Origin of the sequence: Pseudophaeobacter arcticus DSM 23566, from assembly GCF_000473205.1 — a bacterium.
GTDB lineage: Bacteria > Pseudomonadota > Alphaproteobacteria > Rhodobacterales > Rhodobacteraceae > Pseudophaeobacter > Pseudophaeobacter arcticus.
Genome location: NZ_KI421507.1, coordinates 15,962 through 39,115 on the forward strand (window position 1 = coordinate 15,962; position 23,154 = coordinate 39,115).

Genomic DNA, 23,154 nt, shown 5'->3' on the forward strand with positions numbered 1-23,154 from the left:
GGCGGCGACGAACAATCCGTTCGCCGCCTGCTGTGTCAGCGTTATTTGCATTTATCGTATTCAGTATATTCCGCGCCGTTTCGCGTCTTTTCGACTGCTTTCGCACGCGAGTCGGCCTCGACGTCAACCGTCACGGCCTGACCTGTTGTCGCGTCTTCGCAGTTCAGTGTATACTTGGCAGCAAAGGCCGGGCTTGCCACCGTCAGGGTGCTGATAGCCGCAAAAATAGCGATAGTGAACTTTTTCATTTTCGTCTCCGATTTGGATTTTGATGCGATTTACACGTGGAAGTAAGCACGTGCCCGCCGCCCACCACAATCGGGACAGATGTACTGCTGCCGGCTCGTCAGGCGAGAACGGGCTGGTCATTTCGGCTGACTTCCAGCGCCAGCAGGATTGAGCGCAGTTGCAGCGGGGTCACCGGCTTTTGCAGGACCCGGAACCCGGCCTGTTTCGCCTCCTGCTGGATCTGGCCGTTCAAGGAACCCGTCACGATTGCGGTCGGAATGTACTTATCACTGCGATCAGATATGGATATTGCCATTGTAATGCCGTCTTGGGCAATACCGTCAACTTCCATTCCGAGTTGATAATCCATCAGTAATAAATCGAAGTGAGTCGGCAGCGGCTCCTCCGGAGCTTGCGCAAATGTTTGATAACCCCATTTTTGCAACAATGTCGCGACGCTCTGGCGCACGTCCCTATTGTCGTCAATCACCAGAACAGTGATGTCATTCGCCGTCTGGCTGGATAAGCTCTCCACAGTCTTTACTGGTGCATTGGAAGGATCAACGAGGACCAGGCCGCCTATCGCGACATGCGTTCCCACACCAAAATTTGAGGAGAAGTCTACTTTCAGATCCAGTAAATCGGCGGTGCGTTTTACGATCGACAAACCAAGCCCCAATCCGTCAGAACGGCCATCGGTATGTTCAAAAGCGTGCGATTTACCCCTGACAAACTCCTCGAAAATGCTCTCCAGTTGATCTTCGGGCACGCCCACCCCCTGATCCAGCGCATGGATTGTGGCGTTGTTCCCCTTGATACGTGCCCCTAGCAGGATTTTGGCGCCCGGCCCATATTTGACAGCATTTGAAACCAAGTTTTGAATGATGGAAGATAAGAGCGCCATGTCCGTTTCCACCCATAGAGAGGTCTCGATAAACTTTAATGTGCAGCCATTTTGTTCGGCGCTTGGGCGCGCCTGCCGCACACTCTGGGCCAACACTTCATTGAGTGGAAATCGGGTGATTTCAGGAGTCAATCCGCCGGCATCGATCGTGGTTATATTCAAAAGGGTTTTGAAAAGCCGCGCCAGATTATCGACCGAGATGCGGATCGTTGCCAACATCTCGCGTCCTTGACTATCAAGCTTTTGGTCGCGCAGGCATTCTGCCAATAATCCGATGGCGTGGATGGGTTGGCGAAGGTCATGATTGGCCTGTGCCAGAAACTGTGTTTTCGATGCGTTGGCGCGCTGCGCCTCCAGCGCTGCTGCCTCGAACTTCACTGCAAGCTCCAGATTCTCCAATTTGGTGGCCAGGTATTCAGACAGGCCTTTTGAAGTGTCGTGTGCGAGGCCGCACATCATAGCGATGAAGATCAGCACCAACATTCCGAGCAGGATAAAATCACCGCCCAGCATGAAGATGCGCGCCGCCAACAAGCCGACAAAAGGGATCCCGTAAAGATAGAAAGAATGTTCAAAAATGCTCAATGAGCGTGAAGCAGCGGCAGATGCTCCTGCGACAATGGCCATCTGCATGGAAAAATGTGCCGGGTCCTGGACATCGAGACCAAAAAAGACAAACAGCCCCCAACTCAGCCCGACGGCAAAAAATAAAGCAAATAGACGGCGTCGCCATTTACCAAGGTCGATTTGAGAGTCTTCTATATTTTCCGCTTGTTTTCCAAGGCGGTAAAGCAGTGTCGGCGTGAGAAATATCTCCCATATGCCCCAGGATACAAGCCAGGGCATGGCAAGCACGTCCGAGGCGAGATAGATGAGGATGCTGGCCGATGCGATATGGCCAAGCAAAATTCTCTTTGGTGCGCGCGAAAACAGCTTGGCTCGATCAAGCTGAAAGTCAGTCTGAAAATTCATTTTTGCCCCACCCTCAGCGTGTTTTTCGACACGTCCTTGTCAGTACATCTGTACCAATTGCGTTTCGTACTAAATTGACCACAATCGAGGCCGAATAAATAGTCCTCGTGGGAGCGGGGCATCATAGTCACCCTTTTTGAAAGACGATTCAATGAACAAGTCACGATTTGCAATGATCACCTCGGCACTAACCATCGGCCTGATTTCGGCGGCACCTGGTTCCGCAACCGAACTGGACATGGCCATAGAGGGCGGCAACTTTTCTGTGTGGTCAACCATGTCCGAGTGCGTTGCCGATGCGCCAAGAAGTGACTGTGTCTTATATGTCAAGTCCGCCTGTGGCTGGCAAGTTTACGCAGCAGATTATGTCCGCAGAGATGTTACAAGATTTTATGAAAGTGGAGGAAGTGTAGAATTGAACACAATCAAGTATGTTTCAGGTCAACGTTACTTTGATAAACATTTTTGCACACTTAAAAAGTGATCGTCCTGGTTTTGGAAAAGATACCTATAAATATCCAGAAACACGGTTTGAATGATGGCGAATACAATAAGCTTTACAGTTGGTTTGCTCGCCTTGTTGGCGAGTTCTACACCGATATTAGCGGATTCCGAACCTACATCACCGGACGAATGGCAGATACTGATCGGCACAACCGATGCAGGGTTGGATTACGCCAGAATCTGGATTGAGGAACCCGAATATCGTCTTGAACTATCCTGCGACACGCGTGATGAAAGCCAGATGTTTTATAAGCAGGTGTATTTTAAGCTGTTTGTGCCTTCGCTACCCGACCTGTTCGCCCAGGGCGATATGGAAGCAAATCTCACGCTCTTTTTTGCGTTGCCGGGTGGCGGCGTGTACAAGGACATCATTTTAGCTCACTATTATGATGGTGGCCCCAGCGATCAGGCATGGCTTGGCATATTTCCGGCGCGTTATTCAACACTGAACGTCATGGCGGGTGCCGACACAATTCAACTCCTTAATCCTGAAGGAACACCGATTTTCACCCTGCCGACGATGGGTGCCGCAGATGGCGTTGCCGCAATTCGTGAGCAATGTAAGATCGGCTTGGTGTGAACATTATGCTCCAGATTCGCAAATGCGGGAAATGCGCTGAACCTGCATTGATGCCGGTCAAGCGCCATATGCAAATCTATAACAGCGTCACCACCTGCAAATGCGAGCGTTGCGGCAATGAGGTTGAGATCATCCCACTGGCCAGTACCGGCGTGCTGGTCACAATCGGGCTGTTGGTGATGGCTTTCTGGGGCGTGGTCCTGTTTGGCGACGGCGCACATGTCGGCATGATCGGCTCCGCCCTGTACGCCCTTGCAGGGCTGGGCCTGTTGTTCACGGTCGTATCCAACTTACGGCCTCACTGGAAAAATCCGATCACGGACAGATGCGAGGTGGCGGATATCGCACCGGATTGCTCTGAAAATCACAGTGCCAAATCCCCCCTCCTCTGGCTCGAGAAACGGGGCTTCATCGCCGGACTTATTGGCCCGCTCTTCGTCATTGGCCTCGTCCTGGGGCTAGCCACCCTTATCGGCTATGTCTCATTCACCTATTTTTGAAAGTGGAATTTGGTTGCTCGCAAGAGCCGACAAACAGTACATCTGTATTAGTTGTCCAAGTTTAAATGGCGCGAGTTGTAAGGTATTCGGGAAGTTTTGCGACACAGAATATTACTGTGGCTGACGCCCTTCGAGTAAGATCAGCGCGGCCATTGGTTATCGCGGAACAAAGGTCGGCTTCGTCCCGCTCTGCCGACCTTGACCTCCTGCCTCAGTCCCGGTTTGGTGTGCTGGTGCGGAGAACAGCCCCAAGCAGACATGGTCATCCGGCAGGGAGGGCGGGTTCCGGCCATTCGCCGCAACTGCGAGAGGCTCGTGTCAGAGAAGAACAAGCGGCCATTCACCGCCCCATTGATCATTGCGTCGATGCTGCACTATGCATCAAGGTCAGCAAAGCGCAGGTAGCGCGCTTTGCAAAGTCCGCCTTTCGTCCTGGGAACACAGCCCTCAACCGCTGCACTGCCGCGTAAGAAGCGGTCGTTGATGAGAGTTGCATCGAAATTTTAGGCTCGGAGGTCGGCAGAGCAGCCTTTCGCCGCACGTGCCGCCTGAGATGCACGATCTGCTAAGGGTTATCTCAACTCCCAGCCCACTGTCACGTCGGAAGCGGTTGTAAGTATGCAGTGCAGTGAAACCTCGGCTAGAAAGTGTGCAACTGGCGCCTATAAAAAATTGAGGCAGAAGGCATCAGGTCCCAAACACCGAAGCTTTATCTTGGTCATGGTTGTTTTCAAACCCAATAGTCGACAACGAAACGACATTGTGAGGCTGAGTTTCGAACTTATCAACTTGTTGCGCCAACTCCGTCGCATCATTGGCCAAAATTTGGCTAGCTGCGGTAGTTTCCTCCACCATTGCAGCATTTTGTTGTGTCACAGCATCCAGTTGGCTCACACCAGTATTAATCTCCTCCAACGTTATCGATTGCTCATGTGCCCCTCGAGCAATTTCAGTGACGTGCCCGGAAATATTTCCAACATTCTCAATAATTGAACTAAGCTCCACTCCAGCTTGCCCTACCAGCTCAACCCCCTTGGATACATGATTTGAGCTCTCCGAAATCAGCCCCTTGATTTCTCCGGCAGCCTCTGTTGAACGCTGAGCAAGGGCTCTAACCTCCGAGGCCACGACCGCAAACCCCCTTCCAGCTTCACCAGCCCTAGCAGCTTCGACCCCAGCGTTTAGAGCAAGTAGATTGGTCTGAAACGAGATGTCATCAATGACAGAAATAATGTGGGAAATTTTGTCCGAAGACTCTTGAATGTGATCCATGGCCAAGATCGCGTCTTGCACAACTTGATTGCTTCCTTGGGCCGCAGCTCTGGCGCTCGCAACAATTTCTTCTACTTGTTGCGCCCCTTCAGCAGCAGAACGCACTGTTGCTGTAAGTTCTTCAATCGCAGCTGCAGTTTGTTCCAGTGTTGCAGCTTGGGTTTCTGTACGGTTAGACAATTCAGACGTCGAACTGTTGATCTCTTGTGCTGTTGATGAGACCGTACTTGACACTATCTTGACAGACTCCATAGCCATCGAGAGCTTTTCCATAGCTTGGTTTAGGGATTGGCCTAGTACACTTAAATCTTCGATTTTGGAGATTTGAACTCGTTGCGCGAGGTTTCCGCTAGCCATCTCTGTTAAACTGCTCGCGATATCATCTGTGTCCTTCCGGCGTTGAGTGACGTCGGTTGCGATTTTTATGATTTTCTTGACCTTATTTTCAGAATCGAACACCGGCGCGTACGTTGCCTGGATCCAGATTTCAGAACCACTCTTTGTTAGCCTCGGAAACTGATCAGTGAAGAACTTGCCGGAGCCCAGGTCCTCCCAGAATGCTCTATAGGCTGCTGTTTTTACGTAATCCTTATCGACAAACATAGAATGATGCTGCCCAACAATCTCATTGAGATTATACTCTAGCGCCGAAAGAAAGTTCTCGTTGGCTTTTAAGATTGTTCCATCAGGCTCGAACTCAATAACGGCTTGTGTTCGATCAATGACATCCATGAATGCCTGTTTTTCAGCCAGCTCTGTCACAAGAGCGCGACGTCCTGAAGTAAATAACATGTTTTCTCACCTAGTTGGTCGAATTCGTTAAAGATGAGTGATTTTGGCGCTTCAGGGTTGATAAAATGAAAACTTCAAAAACTTCACCTTTTGGTTGATTCTTCGACCTTATTTCTGGATTTAGATGTCATTTTGAAACTAAAAAGCAACTTTGAGCAGAAAGGGTTCTTGAAGGAACTGATTCCTAACTGCGAATCATCTTGCACAAACGAAAGAGGCATTTTTGCAGCCCCCTGCCTGAGTATAGTGGATTTTTATTCAGCCACGGCGCCGCAGTGAAGGTCTGGGCTCACTGCCGACATTGAGGGCAAAAAGCCGTATTTGACAGCTTGAATGTCTGGTTCCGCGAAGTCGAGGCGCGGTTTGTGCATGTGCAGCCACAACAACCAACCTCGCTTCGCACCCGTCATTTTGGGCTGGTTGCCGTCATCCGCACATGAGACCTAAACTAGCGTTGCACGCGTAATAGGCCGCTAGCGTTTCCTGGCGGACCGGCACCATGAATTTATGATAGACTTTTGATTATATCCGCGCCAAGTGAACGAGTATTCTTCATGTTCCCAGATCCATTCAGGATATCGACCCCAACTTGCTTTGCAATGTCCCGAAGAATTGGCCTTGTCACTTCCTGAACCATCCCATCTGTCTCCACCAAAATAGAACCGTTCTCATACTGAACTATCCGGTGAGATTTGAAACTTGCACTTCCGGTCTCTTTAAGTCGTTTGAGCTCTGGAACAGATAAACGTTGGCGTCCTGTGTTAAGCGCCTGCTCTGTACTTTCTTCCGCCCGCCAGCCGCTGATAGGTACAGTATATGTACCATCTCCGTTTACACCTCTCTTGCGGATTTCCTCTGCGGGGCAGTCAAGTATTTCTTCAATAGAAACTGCATCATCTTCAACCACCAGTCGGAGGATAATCACGCGCTGCACAATTTCGAAAGTGCTGGTACGAAACTTTACATGATTCGAACTGGTGACCGTTTTGACCGAAATGTATTCTCCCTCAAGTGACACGACATCGTAGCCACGTTGGTTTGTGGCCAAGGCCATTTGCCCCCGCGTCACCATTGCCGCGTAAAGTTCTCCGATCCTGCCCGTCAAGTGGCCCAACTCACCTGGAGGGACGCCCCAACCGATTTCTTTTTCAAACCACTCAAGAGCCTGTCCAAGTGAACGAATTATTTGGGTTTGTGAAAGCGTTTGAGACATAATTTTCCATACCGGCAATTGTTCATCGAATCGTTGAGAATATCCATGAACTTTTTTTGGTCACAAGGTCAACTTGCCCTCGTTTACTGACCAAGGTTGGCCGGTGCAGCATCACCTTGGTCATCTGAACAGTTCGAAGGTCCGCTCTCCGAAAATCGTTCGTGATTGCAGCATGCCTTTGCTGCACCTCGCATGAATGTCGTGATTGGGCTGACAGCAGTCAACCAGGTGTGCCGATAAGACCGGCGACAGAGTGTTCAGGGTGCAAACCACGCGCTGCACCGCCGCAAGTCCGTTGTGAACCCTCAGTAACGGATGCTGCAGTTTGCATGAATGTCGGCTGACGAAGGGCAACCAAAAACCTTCAACAACCACTTGGGTTTTGAACTGGGTTTTTGGCAGCGGAAAACTGGTCCCTTTTCAGCCGTTCCAAAAAGGAGGGTTATTGGAACAGGTGCGAAAGCTTGGTCGGAGACTTTGGCTAGTCCACGACACGTAGCTCGTCATAAGAGATGGCAACGTGCTTTTTGAACCCATCACGTTCACTTAGGCGACGATAATAGCTCTCGATATTTGGGAAGCTCGTTCTTTCGATCTCGATGTCAAAATATCTATAGAGCAAATGTCCAAACTGAATATCCGCGAGCGATAAATTTGACGAGACTAGAAACGACTGCTTCCCGAGCTGCGTCTCAGCAACAGCTAGAAAGCCATTTAATACGGAGATTGCCTGCTCGATGCCTTCGGGGTCTTGCCTTGATGGTGCGGTGCGGACAACGCGCCAAAAAACTGGGGCCGTGAATTTGAGTGCGACGTTGATTTTGGCCCATTCGGCCCATTTATCCACTTCTGCCCGTTCTTCCACGTCCTTGGGCCAGAAGGCATCACCAGCATACTTTTCGGCCAAATAGCGAAGAATCGCGCCCGTTTCCCAAATCGGTCTGTTTTCGCCGTCTTGCAGAACCGGAACAGTGCCATTTGGGTTCATCGCCAAAAAGTCTGGCGTATCGTTGCCCCCATAGATGAAACCAGCGTCTTGCCTTTGGTGAGGCAGAGCCAGTTCTTCTATCGCCCACATCAATGCTTGAACATTTGATGAAGATGCACGTCCCCAAATCTTAATCACCGTTTAGGTCTCCTGAAAATTTGGTGGATTCTGAGGTATTTTCTGGAATTACACAAGCTTGGCGAAGGGGTTCAATAGCGCGCAGCAGTCATTCACTGCACCAGCATAATGTGCCAAAAACCACCGTTTGTTGAACTGTTCACCGAACCGGACATTGATGCACGTGCAGTGAAGGTCGGGAAAGTCCGCAGGGTGTGAGTTCACTGCGCCATTGATTTTGCAGCTGCAGCGAAAGTCCGGAATGACGGGCTGCACCGCAGCGGAGGTGGGGCCCGGCCAATGGCCTCTGTGGGTGGCTCCTGCATTGCAAGCGTTTTCTGTCGGTATTTGCGGTCATTTTCGTCAGTACTGTCGTCTGTCCGGCCTGTTTATGTTTTGGCATTGCCTCCACTGGCCCTAATGAATTCCGCGAGCGAGGTTCCAATCGGCTTATCGACCTCAGAGGGCCGCAGCCATTCCCGGAGTGTCCTTGCTCTTGGTTGACTTAAGTCCGCATCATTACTTCAACGTCTTGCATCTGGTAGGCAGTCGGCGCGGTTAGAACGCGGGCTGCCTGTATTCCTGTTTCTTTGTGAGCATCGCCCAGATGGAACGCGCTGCCTTGTTCGCCATCGCGACGGTTGCCAGCCGGAACGGTTTCTCCGCGATGATCTTCGCCGTCCACAGATCGACTTTTTCAGGTGAGCGCTTCGCCATTACGGCGCGAGACGTCATGCCCACGACCAGAAGCTTGCGAATGTAGCGGTCGCCAGCCTTTGTGATCTTGCCCAATCGCTCCTTGCCGCCGCTGGATTTGTTGAGCGGGGTCAGCCCCAGCCAAGCCGCTAGATCGCGCCCGGTGCGGAATTGTTTTGCGTCCCCGATCGTAGCGACAATGGCCGATGCTGTTATTGGCCCAATTCCTGGCATGCGCATCAATCTGCGCGCATTAGCATTTAGCAGAGCATGTTGCTCGATCATCTTGGAATAGCCAGAGATGCGTTCGTTCAGGCCGATGAATTGGTAGCACTGTATCCCGAGCATCCCGTTCGCGATCTCAGGCATGTCCGGGTGATCACCGTCAAGGTGGCGCTTCGCAAAGGCCGTTACCGCTTCGATCCCGATAGGCAAGATATGCCCGAACTCGCGCAACAGGCTGCGGATCATATTGGCCAGCTGGGTGCGCTGCCGGACTGCCAGATCCCGCGTGCGGTGGATCGATAGAATAGCCTGTTGATCCTCGGTCTTGATCTCGACAAAGCGCATCGTCGGGCGCCTGACGGCTTCGCAAATTGCCTCCGCGTCCACCGCATCTGTCTTTCCGCGTTTGACATAAGGCTTTACATAGTTCGCAGGCATCAACCTGACATCGTGACCAAGTTTGCGCAGTGTGCGCCCCCAATGGTGCGCTGATCCACAGGCCTCCATTCCGACCATACAAGGCGACAGCGATCACGGCGATCGCATGTCGCTTCCGAAGCAGCCGAAACCCATGCTTCGCACGCTTGATCGCCTTGTTGAAGATCACGCGACCCATTCTCGGAAATACCGTGAACTTGAAAAACATCCTTGGCCAAATCTAGGCCGACTGTCTTAACTGTCATTGGGTGGCTCCTTTCCTAGCAGTTGATGATAATTGCACTTTGGCACATTCGATGCCGGTGGAGCAGGAGCCACCCACCTCATCCGGTATGGGCCGTTCCCCCCTTCAAGGTGACGCACTGACCACGACTTTGCAAACTACGCTATCGTGCGCTTTGCCGCCATTCGCAGCTTGTGCAGCTGCGGGCAGTACCTCGCTCGACCTGTATGGGTGGCACCGCCGATGGCCCTCTAAGTTTCGCGGAGAATATTGAGCATCTGTCTGACGGAGAAATATGTAAGATGCCAAAATGGTTGGCATTGGAATGTGCCAGAATAGTTGGGGTGTGCGCTCTAACTACTTGTTTTCGTTCGAGTGGATTTTGACCGTTTTGGAGAAATGTTCTTTTTATATCAGCATATTGACGCGGTCTCCAAAACCGTAGGTCTCGGGTTCGAACCCTGATGCCCCTGCCAGTAAAATCAATCATTTTTGCCAATGAAGCATAAGCGTGCGAATTCCGCATGTGTCATGCGAATTGCTGTCGATATGTTTCTCCCCATTGGAAGAGAACACCTCTACTCCTGCGGCGCGTGGTTTCTTGAGCAAGATTCTCCGGTTTTGAGAGAACTGGCTTTCCATGGTTGCTGGCGTGACAAACCGTTTGTGAAAACTGTCTTATCAAATTGCTCTATTTGGCCCCCTGAGCGCTGACGTCAGACACAGAGATACTTCGCGGGCTGCCATTTTGCCGCGGCATTCGATCTGTCTCGCACTTCCAATTCGGGGAAATGCCCGCCTTTGACACTCCATAGGATGCGCCTCTGACTAACTTATAGTTATTCAGAGGTGCATTTTTTTTGAACTTGCTTCGTCCTTCGACCCTCATTCTACTCGCGGTGACGAACAGGAGTTTACGAGACATGCAGAAAACAGCTCGCGCTGTGGTTATTGGGGGCGGCTGCGTTGGCGCTGGCATCCTCTATGGGCTGACCAAACGTGGATGGAGCGACGTGTGCCTTCTGGAGCGTACCCAGCTGACGGCAGGGTCTACCTGGCACGCGGCAGGCTTGATCCCAAGTTACGCCCGCGACCGCAATATCGGTCGCATGATCCAAAAGTCGATCGAGATCTATGAAGGTCTTGAGGCGGAAACCGGCATGCAGGTCGGGTGGCACAAATGTGGCCAGCTGCGCATCGCCAAATCCCCTGATCGCTGGGATGAATACCGCAGCTATATGGACACCTTCGAGACGCAAGACATCCGTGCGCAACTGCTGACCGACAAGCAGGCCAAGGAGCTGTGGCCGCTTCTGCGCGGCGACGAGGAGATGCTGGGCGCGCTCTATCATCCCGATGACGGCCATATCGCGCCTGCAGATGTCACCATGGCCATGGCGCGCGGTGCCCGTGATCGCGGCGCGAAGATCTACCTTGAAACCGAAGTCAAATCGGTCGAACGCACCGCCTCCGGGGAATGGAAGATCATCACCAACCGGGGCGAGATCCTGGCCGAGCATGTGATTTCGGCAACCGGCAATTATGCTCGCCAGACCGGCGCGATGTTCGGACTTGAAATCCCGGCGGTGCCGATCATTCACCAATACTGGATCACCGATGCTGTCTCCCAGATCAAGGCGCGCAAGGAGGCTGGCCTTCCCGAAATGCCGATCCTGCGCGACGAAGGCTTTGAGGGATACCTGCGTGAGGAAGGCGACGGGCTGATGTTCGGCCCCTATGAGAGGACAGAGCATCTTCAACTCTTTGCCGAAAACGGCGTGCCCGAATGGTTCGGCGCCGACCTGATGGAGGAGGACTTTGACTCAGTTGCCTGGAACTGGGAAGCGGCGCTGGAAAGCGTTCCGGTGCTTGGCGAGGTCGGCATCAAGGCCAATGTGCGCGGCCCCTTCCAGATGACCCCCGACGAACTGCCACTGGTCGGCAAGGCCTGGGGCTGTCCGAACCTCTGGCTGGCCGAGGGCGTGCCGGGCGGTATCCTCTGGGGTGCCTCCATCGGCTATTACCTCTCCGAGCAGATCGTTGAGGGCGGCAACGAGATCGACACCTCGGGCCTCGATCCCCGCCGCTTTGGCGACTATGCCAACAAAGGCTGGACCCTGCCCAAGGTGCGCGAAGCCTGGGGCACCCACGCCGAACAGCATTACCCCGGCGAGGACCGCCCGGCGGCGCGTCCGGCCAAGACCGCCCCCTCTTACGATTTTCTCAACGCCAGGGGCGCGGTCTGGGGCGTCATGAACGGCTGGGAACATCCGAACTGGTTCGCGCAGGAAGGTGTCGCGCAGGAAAACCAGGTCAGCTGGAGATGGACCGCCAAGGGCGAGATCGTCGGCGAAGAGGTCAAGGCCGTCCGCGAGGCTGCAGGCCTGATCGAGATGAGTTTCATGTCCAAGTTCGAGCTTTCCGGCAGCGGGGCGGCCGACTGGCTCGACAAGACCCTGGCCAACAGGCTGCCCAAGGTGGGTCGTTCAAACCTGTCGCACCTGCTCACAGAGCGAGGCACGGTTGTCGGGGAATTCATCGTCGCCCGGCTGGCGGAGGATGTCTTCTTCCTCATCGGCACCCCGACCGGTGAGCGCTATTATATGGACGAGCTGTCGCGCCTGCTGCCGACGGATGGCGCCGTGACCCTGCGCAATGTCACCAATGAACGCGCCGGGATGACCATCGTCGGCCCCAAAGCCCGCGATATCCTTGCAGAGCTGACAGAGCAGAGCCTGCGCGCCCCGGATTTCCCCTGGTTCGGCGTGCGCACCGCCACCGTTGGTCTGGCCAGCGACGTGCGGATGCTGCGAATGAACTATGAGGGCGAGCTTGGCTGGGAGCTTTACTGCCCGATGCAGTACCAGCGTGGCCTGATCGAACGGATCTATGAGGCGGGCCAAAAGCACGGGCTCCGTCTTGTTGGCACCCAGGCGCTGGAATCTTTGCGGCTTGAAAAATCCTACCGGGCGATGTTTCGCGACATGAACACGGAGCTGACCGCCTGGGAATCTGCGCTGGATCGCTTTGTCGCCATGGACAAGGGCCCCTTCATTGGCCGCGCCGCACTTGCGCAGGCGCGGGAGGCTGGCGTCACTCAGAAGACCGTGACGCTGAAAATCCCCACCGACGGCATGAGCGTGTTGGGCGGCGAGAGCCTCTGTCGCGACGGCGAGCTGGTCGGGCGTATCACCTCGGGGAGCTATTCCTACACCTTTGGCCATGACATCGCGATTGCGCTGCTGCCGGTCGCGCTCGGCACGCCCGGGGAGGTGTTTGATCTGACGATCCTTGGCGTGCGCCACAAGGCCACCGTGATCGAAGACTGCCCCTACGACCCCACCGCAGAGCGCGCGCGTGCATGATCGCCCGGCATGAGAGCACCCGTGTCTGAATACAAAGTTCTTAGACGCTCCCAGTCCTGGTACGGCGAGGACATCGGGATCATGATCCCTGATGCCGCCTATCCCTGCGTTTCCGGCAATGTCGGCAACGCCAGCAGCTTTGAGTTCCCGGTCCGCTATGAAGAGATCGAACGCGCCTATCAGGGCTGCATGTAGGACCCGTTCCACGGTCAACCCACATTGATCGGCAGGGTCCCCTCGGACTTCAGATGGTCGAAGCCGCTGATGGCTTCTGGCACAATTCTGCCAAGGTGGTAACATGCCCCATCTGCGTGGCCTCGCCACCTCGGAGCCTGCGCTCCCAAACCGACACAGGCCTCCTTTTTGTTTCCGGGTCCAACCTCATGCATAAACTTCGCGAGTTCGTTCCCTCCGCCAACTTTCTGTTCACCTTCGAGGCCGCCGCCAGGCGCGGCAGCTTTACAGCCGCGGCCAGCGAATTAAACGTCAGCCAACCCGCCGTCAGCAAGGCAATTCGTCAGTTGGAAGACGGGTTGGGTTTCAAACTTTTCAGGCGAAATCACTACCACCTGGAATTGACCGCCGAAGGAAAACGGCTCTTTCAGGAGGTCGAGAAATCCTTTGATCACCTGCACGACATTGTGTCTTCGATGCGCCGTACCTCATGTGAACATCGGGTCAAGGCGTCCTTCTCGGCTTCCTTCCTGCAACTATGGCTGTTGCCCAGGCTCTCAGATTTCTACGATCTTCACCCCAACATAACGCTTTCACTTGAGGAAAGTGCCTATGATGACTTTGACCTCTTCGCCCATGAGATTGACGTGTCCGCCCGGTTGGGAAACGGAGATTGGACAAATGTCCAGTCCTGGAAACTCGTACCTGAGCTCATCTTCCCCGTTGCCCACCCGGGCTATATTGCCGCCAATGGCGGCGAGATTGGCCTGGACCAAATTCCGGATCACCGTCTGCTTCATTTCGCCGAGAAGAACCGCCTGCGCTACGGCTGGAAGGATTGGCTCTTCACACATGGCGTTTCAATGACCACAAGCAATCGTTCCGTGACCTTCAGCGATGCACTGAGCTCGCTTGGCGCCGCGGCCCTTGGGCATGGCATAGCACTGGGCTGGACCCACCTGGTTCTCGATTACGTCCTGCGCGGTGCGTTGCAGCCTGTCGGCAATGCCAAGTTCAGCTCCGGAAATGACATCTTTCTGGTTGCATCGAGAAAACGCCCGCTGTCCGCCGGGGGCAAGGCTTTCGTAGACTGGTTGCTCAAGCGCATGGGCGAAGACATGGCGCGCCACCCGAGTTTGTTCGACACCAGCACAAAAGAGCTCCCGTCCCTGCCGATGCGCAGCTAGTCTTCCAGGCAGCTTTTCGATATCGACAAAGGGCCGCGGGGCAATAATCCAAGCGTTGTTTATCGGCCTGGACAAGGTGCCTGTGGCGCGGAGGGCTACTCCCGGCTTTGTTGCACAAATAAGCTGTTGTGGTGTTTCACTGAGTGCATGGTGACCTCTGCTCGCCGCAACGCATTACGAAACATCGCCTGATTGCGACAATAAACTGAGTTTGCATATTCCGCTTCTGCGCTGTGCCACCGCTACGCTGCGGCTGCAAAATCTGGTCGTTGGCGAGCTCACACAATGTGGACGAAGCGGGCCTTCGCTACGATGATGCAACCACCTGCAGACTGAGGGCGGCACTCGGAAAGAAGGAGATCAAAAGTTCCCGATACTTGCGAAGATTATTCGCACAGCATGCACATTCTGGATCGTTTTCCAATTTCCCTGCAAGAGGTTGGGAACTCCAATTCATGACCAAGCGTCGGTAACCTCTGTCGGTAGCGCCACGCTGGCCTGGAAACCGGTTTCAGAACCCGGTCGTGGCGAGGCAAGAACAAGCGGGCTTCCGAACCGGTCCGTGATGGTGGCAACGATGGCGAGGCCCAGCCCGCTGCCATCGGTGATTGAACCCGCCCGTTCAAAACGGGTTGTCAGCCGGTCCAGAGCGTCGCGTGGCAGGACTGGACCATCGTTTGCCACGATAAGTTGCCCGTCGGACGTCAACATCACCTCGACCGGCGAAGTCTGAGCGCCATGACGCACGGCGTTTTCGACAAGATTTCGGCACAGTATTCCGAAGGCGTCGGGATCCAGGTCCGACATGACCGGCGTCTCGGGCAAGGTCAGCACGATACGCTCTGGCGCACTCTTGCGCGCGATGTCCTGCACCACGAGTCGCGCGACGGCGCGCAGGTCGGCGCTTTGGTCCATGCGAAGCCGCCCACCTTCGGCCCTTGCAAGTTGCATGAGCCGTTCGGACAGGCGCGTAAGCCGTTTGAGCGTTGTCTCGATCTCTCCGGCGCGGGCCTTGGCGGCCGGGTCGGTGGTCTCAGACTGCAGGCGCTGCGCCTGTGCGATGGCTCCGGCGAGCGGCGTGCGCAGCTCATGTGCGGCATTGGCAGCAAAGCTGCGCTCGGCCTCAAACGCGGAATGCAGCCGCGCCAGAAGGCTGTTGAGCGTGGTGGCGACCGGGCCGATCTCGGCAGGCAGATCATTCGCGGGAACCGAGGACAGGTCCCGCGCATTTCGGGTCTCCAGACTGGCGCGAAAGTGGCGCAGCGGGGCGAGGTTCCTGCGCACGGCAAAGGCGATGGCCGCAAGCGCGATGGGCAAGACGATCATCAGAGGCAGGCCAAGCCCCATCTGAATGCTCTGTGCCACCTTCTTGCGGTGGTCCAGCGGCTCCGCGACGGTGATGCGGACCGTTTCCTGAAGCACCGCAGCGCTATAGAGCCGGTGGGTCGCGGTGTCATGGAACCCAGGCCCGTCATAGGGCGGAAACACCGAGGGGTCGGCGGCATGGGATTGCAGCAGGATGCGGCCCTGAGGATCGCGCACGACATAGGTGAAGAACTCGTCATGGGCGCGAATAGCGGCGAGCCTTTGGGTCAGACCTTGTTCTTCGCGGCCAATGATGTCGGTCACCGCCAAGGGCAGGATGCGTTCCGCCGTCTCGCGCAGTGCTGAATCGAACACCTCGTCCATCTCATGGCGCACCAGAACGGCCGTCGTTGTCGCCGCCAGGATCCAGCAGATCGCGAGAACCAGACCGACCGACAGCCCGAGCCGCGCCTGTAGGCTGCGCGGCAGCCTCATGGTTTGCCCAGCCGATAGCCCATGCCGCGCTCGGTTTCGATCAGTTTGGCCCCGAGCTTTTTCCGCAGACGGCTGACATGGACTTCGATGGTGTTGCTGTCCACCTCCGTATCGAAGGCATAGAGCTTTTCTTCAAGCTGCGCCTTGGACAGAAGCTGGTTGGGACGCGACAGGAAGGCCTCGAACAGCGCCCATTCGCGGGCGGTCAGTTGCACGGACTTGCCATCGCGGTAAATGCTGCGGGCGGCAAGATCGATGTCCAGCGCCCCGTGGCGGATGATCGGGTTCGGATTGCCGCTGTAGCGCCGCCCGACCGATCCGATACGCGCGGACAACTCGGCCAGATCGAAGGGTTTGACCAGATAATCGTCCGCCCCGGCGTTCAGCCCCTCGATCCGGTCCGACACCTGATCCAGCGCGGTCAGGATGATGACCGGTGTCACATCCCCTTGCTTGCGCAGGGTCTTGAGGAACTCGATCCCGCGACCATCGGGCAGCATCATATCAAGCAGGATCAGATCATAGGACGCGCCACGCACCGCTTCGCCTGCCGCATCCAGCCGCGTCACCCAATCAACCGACTGGCCATCGGCGGCGATCTGGTCTCGTACGGCGGGACCCAAAACGGTGTCATCCTCGATCAGCAGGATACGCATGGCGGCTCTGTTCCTATTTATGCTCGGAACCCCAGACATGGCCTGCCTGACTGACGCAAAGCTTACGCCGCCAGACAAAGCGCTTCAGGCTCCCGTCAGCTTGGCCCCCTATAAACTGAATATCGCTGCCCGGAACAAGGAGCTTGGCCCATGCGAAAGACATCCATGATACTTGCCTGCCTCGCCATTTACGCGGCCAGCCCGGTGCTGGCGGATGATGATTGCTTTGTCCCGATGGAGAACTGGCAGCCCAGAGACGCGGTTGCAGAGCTTGCCAAAGGCAATGGCTGGACCGTTCGCCGGATCAAGATCGACGACGGCTGTTATGAGATCAAGGGCCGCGACGCGACAGGTCGGCAGATCGAGGTCACGGTCCATCCGGCCACGCTCGACGTGATCGAGTTCGAATACGAGGGCGACGACCATGACGACGACAAAAGGGAAGGCCGTGATGATGACTGATCGCGCGTCAGATGCCGCCCCCCCCTGAGGTACGCGGCAAATCCGGTCCGGTCCGGTGCGGATCTGGGACCCGCTGGTGCGCGTCTTTCACTGGAGCCTCGTCGTGGCCTTTGCGGTGGCGTGGTCTTGGCCTCCGTTCGCCACAAAGAGAACCTCGCCCGCGCCATGATCACCGGTGACAAGCCCGCGCCTGCGCCGGGAGACATCCAATAAACCCAAAGCCGACTGTCCCTTCGGCCTGCCTTGGCCCCGCCCTTCCCGGCGGGGCCTTTTTCGTTCCTGACAACAAGCTGAAGCAGAAATTGTCACCTTGTCAGGTAGCGCTCAGATCAGCCCCCCAGATTGGGTTCATCAGAAAACAGGAGACGACCTCATGAAAAAGACCCTGACCATGCTGTCTATTGCTGCGCTGCTGCCCGCAGGTGCCGCGCTTGCCGATGACGACGACTGCTCTGTGCCGCGCAACCAGTGGCAGCCCCGCGAAGCCGCGCTTCAGGTGGCGCAGGACAATGGCTGGACCGTCCGGGACTTTGAAGTCGACGATGGCTGCTTCGAGATCAAGGGCCGCGACGCGGACGGTCGGGAGGTCGAGGTCAAGCTCGACCCGGCGACGCTGCAGGTTGTCGAGATGGAAAACGATGACGACTACGGCACGGCTGCCGGCAATCCGGCCCCGGCCGGCACCGTGGCCCCGCCGCAAAACGGCCTGTTCGGCACCGGCACGCCGCCGAAGGTCAAGGTGAACTGAGTGCCTTTGACGCCCTCCCTTCCAACCAAAGGATAGACCCGATGAAATCACTTCTCTCGACACTCGTGTTGACCACGGCTCTGACGATGCCCGGCCTCGCCATGGCGCGGCAGGTCACCTTGACTACCAACCTCAAGACCTATGGCGGCGATGGTGCCTATCTTGCGTTTTATGTGACGGACGCTTCGGACACCTATATCGGCAGTCTCTGGATGGCTGGCGGAAAGTCGAAATATTACAAACACCTGACCGGGTGGTATCGCGCCACGGGGGGCGACACCGCGCAGGTCAACGGGATCACCGGCGCCAGCGTCGGCGCGGGCCGGTCGCTTGAGATCACGCTTGATCTGGCCGATGCGCTGTTCGATGCGGGCTACACGCTGCACATCGACGCCTCTGTCGAGGATATGCGCGACAGCCCGAACGAAGTGTCGGTGCCGCTGACGACCAACGGGGCGGGAACCCCCGTGAAGGGTCGTCGCTACATCGCTGATTTTTCCTACGATATGTAAGGGGATTGGGCCATGATCCGTGCATTCCATCGCTGGCCGGGTCTTCTGGCCATTGCCCTTGTCACAGCGCTCGCGCTCAGCGGCGCGGCGCTGTCCGTCTTCCCCGCGGCGGATCATCTGACCGCCCCGCAGGCCGAGGCGCGCCTGACGGTCGCGCAACTGTCCGAGCGTATTCAGGCGGTCTATCCCACGGTCGAGCAAATTCGGCGCGCGCCCTCGGGCCGGATCACCGCCTATTGGTTCGACAACGACACCCCCGGTGCGGCGGTCATTGATCCCGCAACGGGCGCGGGTGCGGGATCGGCCGATCCCAACCCGGTCGAGCGTTGGCTGACCAATTTCCACCGCTCGCTTTTGCTTGGCGATGGGGGCCGTCTTGTCATGGCGGCGGGGGCCTTGGCGATGTTGGTCCTGTCGGTTACCGGCGCGGCTCTGGTGGCGCGGCGCGCCGGTGGCTGGCGGCATTGGTTCGCCCCGCTGCGTGGGACAGTGCCGGGCCGCCTGCATGTAGAAATCGCCCGCATTGCGGTGATTGGTCTTGTGCTGTCCTCCGTGACAGCCCTTTGGATGGTCGCCGTCACCTTTGAGCTTCTCCCGGAAAACGCCGCCATGCCGGACTTCCCGGTGGAGGTCAGCGGTGAGACAGGCGCCGGCCTTGCGGATATGGCCTTGATCGGCACCACGCCGGTGGCCTCGCTGCGGGAACTGAGCTTTCCCTATCCCGGCGATCCGACGGATGTCTTCACGCTCAAGACGGACCAGGGCACCGGGTATCTCGATCAAGGTACTGGGGCGCTTCTGGCCTGGGCTGATCTGTCCCTGTGGGAGCGGATATCAGAAACGATCTACATGCTGCACACGGGGCAGGGAGCCGCAACGCTTGGGCTTGTGCTGGGGATCTTGGCGCTTGGCGTGCCGCTGATGGGGGGGACGGGCGTTCTGATCTGGCTGGCCGGGCGGCGTGGACGACCCCGTATCCGGGGCAACGTTGCCGCAGGACGGGCCGAGACCATCGTGCTGGTAGGCAGCGAGGGCGGCAGCACATGGAGCTTTGCCGCGACGCTTCACGCCGCGCTGACGCAGGCCGGACAAAGCGTGCATGTCGCGCCGATGTCAGCGTTCGACCCGGCCCGCTATGGCTACGCCGACCGGATGATTGTGCTGGCCGCAACCTATGGCGACGGCGATGCGCCTGCCTCGGCAAAGGGGTTTCTGGATCGGTTGAACGCGCTTGATCGCGCGCCGGACAGTCCCTTGGCCGTTCTTGGTTTTGGCGACCGGAGCTTTCCAGCCTACTGCGCCTTTGCCAAGGCTGTCGCAGCGGCGGCACAGGCCAAAGGCTGGCCCGATCTTATGGCCATGGGCATGATCGACCGCCAATCTCCGCAAGAATTCGCGCGCTGGGGGCGTGACCTGGGGCAGGCATTGGGGATCGAGCTTGACCTCATCCATAGGCCCATTTTGCCCAAGACCAAGATGCTGACTCTGATCTCGCGTGGCGACTATGGCGCAGAGGTGCAGGCCCCGACGGCAATCCTGCGCTTTGCACTGCCGCGTGTTTCGCCGTGGCAGCGATTGGCCGGACAAGGCTTTGCCCGGTTCAACGCAGGCGATCTGATCGGCATCCTGCCCGAGGGCAGCCCGGTGCCGCGCCTCTATTCTCTCGCATCCGCCCACCGCGATGGATTTGTCGAAATCGTGGTCAAAAAGCACCCCGGCGGCCTGTGTTCGGGGCAACTTACCGCGTTGGAACCCGGCGACACCGTGACCGCCTTCTTGCGCCACAATCCCGATTTCCACCCGCGCCGTGACGACGCCCCCTTGATCCTGATCGGAGCGGGAACAGGGATCGGGCCCTTGGCAGGCTTTGTGCGCGGCAACGCGCGGCAGCGGCCCATTCACCTGTTTTTCGGGATGCGCCACCCAAGCAGCGATTTCCTTTATGGAGAGGCACTGCGTGACTGGCAGAGCAAAGGTTTGCTGACCCGGCTGATCACGGCGGTGTCGCGTGAGGCGCAGCCCCAATACGTTCAGGACGCGCTGCGCGGCGACGCCGCCCAGGTGGCCCAGCTGATCCGGGACGGAGCCCGCGTGATGGTCTGCGGCGGGCGGGATATGGCCGCAGGCGTCGCCGATACCCTGGCCGAGATACTCGCGCCCGCCGGGCTGACCCCCGCGACTCTGAAAGCAGAAGGACGATATGTCGAAGATGTCTACTAAGCACACGCGCCACGCGCTGAACGGGGCGACCATGGGCACGCGCTGGTCTGCGCTGTTTTTTACGGCCCAGGGCCATGATCCAGAGCCAATCCAAGCGGCGCTACAGGCTGCCGTGGACGCGGTGGACGCCCAGATGTCCACCTGGAACAAGGCCAGCGACCTGATGCGCCTGAACGCCGCGCTCGTCGGCGATTGGGTTGCGGTGCCCGAACAGCTTCGAGAGGTCTTGCGCCTTGGGCTGGAGGCCGGGCGCGCCACCGGGGGGGCCTTTGATATCGGCATGGGCGATGCGGTGATGGCTTGGGGCTTTGGGCCGCAGGACGCCGCGCCAGACCGCATCCGCGAGGCGATGACCGCCAACCGCCAACCGGCGCATACGGCGTTGGAGATTGCTGGGACCCATGTCCGCAAATCCGCGCCGGTTGCGCTCGATCTGAATGGCATCGCCAAGGGCTATGGTGTCGACCGGCTGGCCAACACCCTTCGCGCACATGGCATTGAGAATGCGCTCGTCGGGATCGATGGTGAAATGCGCGCGCTTGGGCTCCGACCGGACGGGCAAGCCTGGACCATCGCGGTCGAGGCACCGGACCCGGACCGGCGCGCGCCCCATTCCATTCTCGCGCTTGAGGAGGCTGCCGTGGCGACCTCGGGCGACTATCGCCACTGGATCGAGGTACAGGGCCGCCGTCTGTCGCACACGATGGACCCGGACCGCAGAGCACCTTTGCTTGCCTCGCCCGCCTCGGTCACTGTGGTGGCGCGCACCTGCGCGGAGGCTGACGCCTGGGCGACGGCGCTCATGGTGATGGGATTCGAAAGGGGGGCTGCATGCGCCCAAAAGCGTGGTCTGAATGCCCTGTTCCAGCTGCGAGATGCTGACGGGGAAACGCGGAGCATGGGCGTTGGAAGACTGTTCCGTTGAGAGTGTGCGAGGATGGACCAATCCGAAGGGAGGGGAGTATACCGCATAAGGCATACCAATCTCAGAGACCGTAGGAAAAGTCCGTCTGGGGAAAGGGGAAGCGCGCCCTTCGACCGATTTATGCAACAAGGCCGTTTGATGCGGTCAGTGATCCTGCACAGACTCGCGAAGACATTCCGCGCGTTTTGGTCACTATAAGCCGCAGCAGTTGCTGTGAGAGTTACGTGGATGCTTGGTAGGCACGGGGTCTTTCGCAAGAGTGCCAAGCAGGGTTTGTTCTGGTTGGTAAATGGCACTCATACCTGCAGTGGAGTCATGCCCCGTTGTTTACAAATCACCTGCCATCCGTCATCAGGCCGGGTGAGAAATCACTAGACTGCAAGCTGGCCAAGTATGACATCTGAAGCAATGACCCGCCCACAAGAAATTGAATATCGCCTTGGCGGAGCTCCTGCTGCACTTGGTGGAGCACAGGACTGCGTCTTTCAGGTGCACTACGGTCGTGCAGATTTTGTGGATGTTAGCACATCGCCCGCCAGAATGGGCATTGCAATGCAATCCGATGGCTGTCCTGTGGATCTTGTGGAAAATTGGTACGGCGACAGCAGCGCAGAGAAATCAACCGGGTCGATCCTGGACGGGCAGTTGCACTACATCGAGCTTGGGAATGAGATCCTGTATTTCGGAGAGCTTGGGCGGTTTGAGGATGTCGAGGCATCCAGCTATCAGTCCTACAATGCGATCCTTGATAGCCTGCAGCAGAAGGGATTTCACACTCTGGTGCGGTCATGGAACTTTATCCCGCAAATCAATCACAGCCCGGACGGCGCGATCGAGATCTATCAGCAGTTTTGCAAAGGTCGCGCATTGGCCTTTGACGCCCGCGGTATTGATGAGTTCCAGCTGCCGGCAGCCACGGGGATCGGGTCTTATGCTACTGCGATTACCGGCTATTTGATTGCGTCAAAGCGAGCGGGTTATCTGCATGTGGAAAACCCGTTGCAAAGCCCTGCCTACAAATACCCCCCCAAATTCGGACCCAAATCGCCCAGTTTTGCCAGGGGTACCTTGCACCTGGAATCAGATCCGGGCAGGGGGCGGGGTACCCGTTTTTTCCTGTCAGGGACTGCCAGCATCAGAGGGGCAGAGACCATGTGGCCGGGCGATGTCCGTCGTCAGCTTAACACACTGATGGAAAACATCCGCTATCTGATTAGCGATGAAAACCCACAGCTGGCGCAGCAGGGCCCAGCGATGAATTTGGCGGACTTTGATCACTTCAAGGTCTATTTCCGCCACGCCAAGGACTATGACATCATTCGCAGGCTTTTGCTTGAGGACTGGCAGATCCCAGCGGAGAAACTCCATTTTATGAATGTTGATATCTGTCGCTCAGATCTGTTGGTCGAGCTTGAGGGCTGTATCAACGATACGGGCCCCGTCGAAGCGTAAC

19 protein-coding genes and 1 pseudogene are annotated in these 23,154 nt (G+C 56.9%); 12 read left to right on the plus strand and 8 right to left on the minus strand.

The annotated features are described in order from the left end of the window. Positions 1 to 41: 41 nt before the first annotated feature. Complete coding sequence (locus tag ARCT_RS0104110; RefSeq protein WP_027238937.1) at positions 42 to 248, minus strand: hypothetical protein; 207 nt, start codon at positions 246 to 248, stop codon at positions 42 to 44. A 98-nt stretch (positions 249 to 346) separates the two neighbouring features. Then, the gene (locus ARCT_RS0104115) at positions 347 to 2,104 is read right to left on the minus strand and encodes a hybrid sensor histidine kinase/response regulator (protein ID WP_027238938.1); all 1,758 of its coding nucleotides are present in this window, start codon (positions 2,102 to 2,104) and stop codon (positions 347 to 349) included. 151 nt (positions 2,105 to 2,255) lie between these two features. Here ARCT_RS0104115 and ARCT_RS27825 point away from each other — a divergent pair, with 151 nt between their 5' ends. Genes ARCT_RS27825 through ARCT_RS0104130 form a run of 3 tightly spaced genes read left to right on the plus strand, consistent with a single transcriptional unit; the run spans position 2,256 to position 3,688 of the window. After that, a complete protein-coding gene (locus ARCT_RS27825; protein WP_154665294.1) occupies positions 2,256 to 2,588 on the plus strand; it encodes a hypothetical protein in 333 nt (110 codons plus the stop codon). 51 nt (positions 2,589 to 2,639) lie between these two features. Further along, positions 2,640 to 3,188: a hypothetical protein gene (locus ARCT_RS0104125; protein WP_027238939.1), complete on the plus strand. Its 549-nt coding sequence runs from the start codon at positions 2,640 to 2,642 to the stop codon at positions 3,186 to 3,188. 5 nt (positions 3,189 to 3,193) lie between these two features. Further along, complete coding sequence (locus ARCT_RS0104130; protein ID WP_154665295.1) at positions 3,194 to 3,688, plus strand: hypothetical protein; 495 nt, start codon at positions 3,194 to 3,196, stop codon at positions 3,686 to 3,688. Positions 3,689 to 4,375: 687 nt separating this feature from the next. Here ARCT_RS0104130 and ARCT_RS0104135 read toward each other — a convergent pair. From ARCT_RS0104135 to ARCT_RS25360, 4 genes and pseudogenes are all read right to left on the minus strand, one after another. Then, positions 4,376 to 5,752 (minus strand): methyl-accepting chemotaxis protein, encoded by a 1,377-nt coding sequence (locus tag ARCT_RS0104135; protein ID WP_027238941.1) that lies wholly within the window; start codon positions 5,750 to 5,752, stop codon positions 4,376 to 4,378. Between the two features lie 505 nt (positions 5,753 to 6,257). Further along, entirely contained in the window at positions 6,258 to 6,965 is a 708-nt protein-coding gene (locus ARCT_RS0104145) for a DUF6998 domain-containing protein (protein ID WP_036784368.1), read from the minus strand. 481 nt (positions 6,966 to 7,446) lie between these two features. Further along, positions 7,447 to 8,091, minus strand: coding sequence for a glutathione S-transferase family protein (locus tag ARCT_RS0104150; protein ID WP_027238943.1), 645 nt, complete (start codon positions 8,089 to 8,091; stop codon positions 7,447 to 7,449). A 537-nt stretch (positions 8,092 to 8,628) separates the two neighbouring features. Continuing rightward, positions 8,629 to 9,674 (minus strand): annotated as a pseudogene (locus ARCT_RS25360) (IS110 family RNA-guided transposase). 901 nt (positions 9,675 to 10,575) lie between these two features. Here ARCT_RS25360 and ARCT_RS0104160 point away from each other — a divergent pair. From ARCT_RS0104160 to ARCT_RS0104170, 3 genes are all read left to right on the plus strand, one after another. Continuing rightward, the gene (locus ARCT_RS0104160) at positions 10,576 to 13,017 is read left to right on the plus strand and encodes a GcvT family protein (protein WP_027238944.1); all 2,442 of its coding nucleotides are present in this window, start codon (positions 10,576 to 10,578) and stop codon (positions 13,015 to 13,017) included. A gap of 21 nt (positions 13,018 to 13,038) precedes the next feature. Then, positions 13,039 to 13,212 carry a hypothetical protein gene (locus tag ARCT_RS27830; protein WP_154665296.1) on the plus strand — a complete coding sequence of 58 codons (174 nt, stop codon included), beginning with the start codon at positions 13,039 to 13,041 and terminating at the stop codon, positions 13,210 to 13,212. Between the two features lie 188 nt (positions 13,213 to 13,400). Beyond that, positions 13,401 to 14,378: a LysR substrate-binding domain-containing protein gene (locus ARCT_RS0104170; protein ID WP_027238945.1), complete on the plus strand. Its 978-nt coding sequence runs from the start codon at positions 13,401 to 13,403 to the stop codon at positions 14,376 to 14,378. Positions 14,379 to 14,831: 453 nt separating this feature from the next. Here ARCT_RS0104170 and ARCT_RS0104175 read toward each other — a convergent pair whose 3' ends face one another. After that, the gene (locus ARCT_RS0104175) at positions 14,832 to 16,178 is read right to left on the minus strand and encodes an ATP-binding protein (protein ID WP_027238946.1); all 1,347 of its coding nucleotides are present in this window, start codon (positions 16,176 to 16,178) and stop codon (positions 14,832 to 14,834) included. Further along, the gene (locus ARCT_RS0104180) at positions 16,175 to 16,834 is read right to left on the minus strand and encodes a response regulator transcription factor (protein WP_027238947.1); all 660 of its coding nucleotides are present in this window, start codon (positions 16,832 to 16,834) and stop codon (positions 16,175 to 16,177) included. The genes ARCT_RS0104175 and ARCT_RS0104180 overlap by 4 nt, the downstream gene beginning before the upstream one ends. A 150-nt stretch (positions 16,835 to 16,984) precedes the next feature. On the opposite strand from ARCT_RS0104180, the gene ARCT_RS0104185 reads away from it, so the two are divergent. The 6 genes from ARCT_RS0104185 to ARCT_RS25370 all read left to right on the plus strand — a co-directional run bounded on the left by ARCT_RS0104185 (position 16,985) and on the right by ARCT_RS25370 (position 23,153). Further along, positions 16,985 to 17,296, plus strand: a complete 312-nt coding sequence (locus ARCT_RS0104185; RefSeq protein WP_027238948.1) for a PepSY domain-containing protein — start codon at positions 16,985 to 16,987, stop codon at positions 17,294 to 17,296. Between the two features lie 373 nt (positions 17,297 to 17,669). Continuing rightward, positions 17,670 to 18,044, plus strand: a complete 375-nt coding sequence (locus ARCT_RS0104190) for a PepSY domain-containing protein (RefSeq protein WP_027238949.1) — start codon at positions 17,670 to 17,672, stop codon at positions 18,042 to 18,044. Positions 18,045 to 18,085: 41 nt separating this feature from the next. Further along, positions 18,086 to 18,556: a DUF2271 domain-containing protein gene (locus ARCT_RS0104195; RefSeq protein ID WP_027238950.1), complete on the plus strand. Its 471-nt coding sequence runs from the start codon at positions 18,086 to 18,088 to the stop codon at positions 18,554 to 18,556. Positions 18,557 to 18,568: 12 nt separating this feature from the next. Continuing rightward, positions 18,569 to 20,776, plus strand: a complete 2,208-nt coding sequence (locus ARCT_RS0104200) for a PepSY domain-containing protein (RefSeq protein WP_027238951.1) — start codon at positions 18,569 to 18,571, stop codon at positions 20,774 to 20,776. Next, positions 20,757 to 21,701 (plus strand): FAD:protein FMN transferase, encoded by a 945-nt coding sequence (locus tag ARCT_RS25365; protein ID WP_036784373.1) that lies wholly within the window; start codon positions 20,757 to 20,759, stop codon positions 21,699 to 21,701. Before ARCT_RS0104200 ends, ARCT_RS25365 begins: the two co-directional genes overlap by 20 nt. 393 nt (positions 21,702 to 22,094) lie before the next feature. After that, on the plus strand, positions 22,095 to 23,153 hold the full coding sequence (locus ARCT_RS25370) for a chorismate transformation enzyme, FkbO/Hyg5 family (RefSeq protein WP_154665297.1): 1,059 nt from the start codon (positions 22,095 to 22,097) through the stop codon (positions 23,151 to 23,153). The last annotated feature ends 1 nt before the right edge of the window (position 23,154 follow it).

Bases quoted from the DNA above. Each gene is read 5' to 3' on its own strand.
- ARCT_RS0104185 (WP_027238948.1), top strand. From the start codon at position 16,985: ATGCGAAAGACATCCATGATACTTGCCTGCCTCGCCATTTACGCGGCC.
- ARCT_RS0104190 (WP_027238949.1), top strand. From the start codon at position 17,670: ATGAAAAAGACCCTGACCATGCTGTCTATTGCTGCGCTGCTGCCCGCA.
- ARCT_RS25365 (WP_036784373.1), top strand. From the start codon at position 20,757: ATGTCGAAGATGTCTACTAAGCACACGCGCCACGCGCTGAACGGGGCG.
- ARCT_RS0104145 (WP_036784368.1), bottom strand. From the start codon at position 6,965: ATGTCTCAAACGCTTTCACAAACCCAAATAATTCGTTCACTTGGACAG.
- ARCT_RS0104130 (WP_154665295.1), top strand. From the start codon at position 3,194: ATGCTCCAGATTCGCAAATGCGGGAAATGCGCTGAACCTGCATTGATG.
- ARCT_RS0104195 (WP_027238950.1), top strand. From the start codon at position 18,086: ATGAAATCACTTCTCTCGACACTCGTGTTGACCACGGCTCTGACGATG.
- ARCT_RS0104135 (WP_027238941.1), bottom strand. From the start codon at position 5,752: ATGTTATTTACTTCAGGACGTCGCGCTCTTGTGACAGAGCTGGCTGAA.
- ARCT_RS0104115 (WP_027238938.1), bottom strand. From the start codon at position 2,104: ATGAATTTTCAGACTGACTTTCAGCTTGATCGAGCCAAGCTGTTTTCG.
- ARCT_RS27825 (WP_154665294.1), top strand. From the start codon at position 2,256: ATGAACAAGTCACGATTTGCAATGATCACCTCGGCACTAACCATCGGC.
- ARCT_RS0104160 (WP_027238944.1), top strand. From the start codon at position 10,576: ATGCAGAAAACAGCTCGCGCTGTGGTTATTGGGGGCGGCTGCGTTGGC.
- ARCT_RS0104170 (WP_027238945.1), top strand. From the start codon at position 13,401: ATGCATAAACTTCGCGAGTTCGTTCCCTCCGCCAACTTTCTGTTCACC.
- ARCT_RS0104175 (WP_027238946.1), bottom strand. From the start codon at position 16,178: ATGAGGCTGCCGCGCAGCCTACAGGCGCGGCTCGGGCTGTCGGTCGGT.
- ARCT_RS25370 (WP_154665297.1), top strand. From the start codon at position 22,095: ATGACATCTGAAGCAATGACCCGCCCACAAGAAATTGAATATCGCCTT.
- ARCT_RS0104200 (WP_027238951.1), top strand. From the start codon at position 18,569: ATGATCCGTGCATTCCATCGCTGGCCGGGTCTTCTGGCCATTGCCCTT.
- ARCT_RS0104125 (WP_027238939.1), top strand. From the start codon at position 2,640: ATGATGGCGAATACAATAAGCTTTACAGTTGGTTTGCTCGCCTTGTTG.
- ARCT_RS0104180 (WP_027238947.1), bottom strand. From the start codon at position 16,834: ATGCGTATCCTGCTGATCGAGGATGACACCGTTTTGGGTCCCGCCGTA.
- ARCT_RS0104110 (WP_027238937.1), bottom strand. From the start codon at position 248: ATGAAAAAGTTCACTATCGCTATTTTTGCGGCTATCAGCACCCTGACG.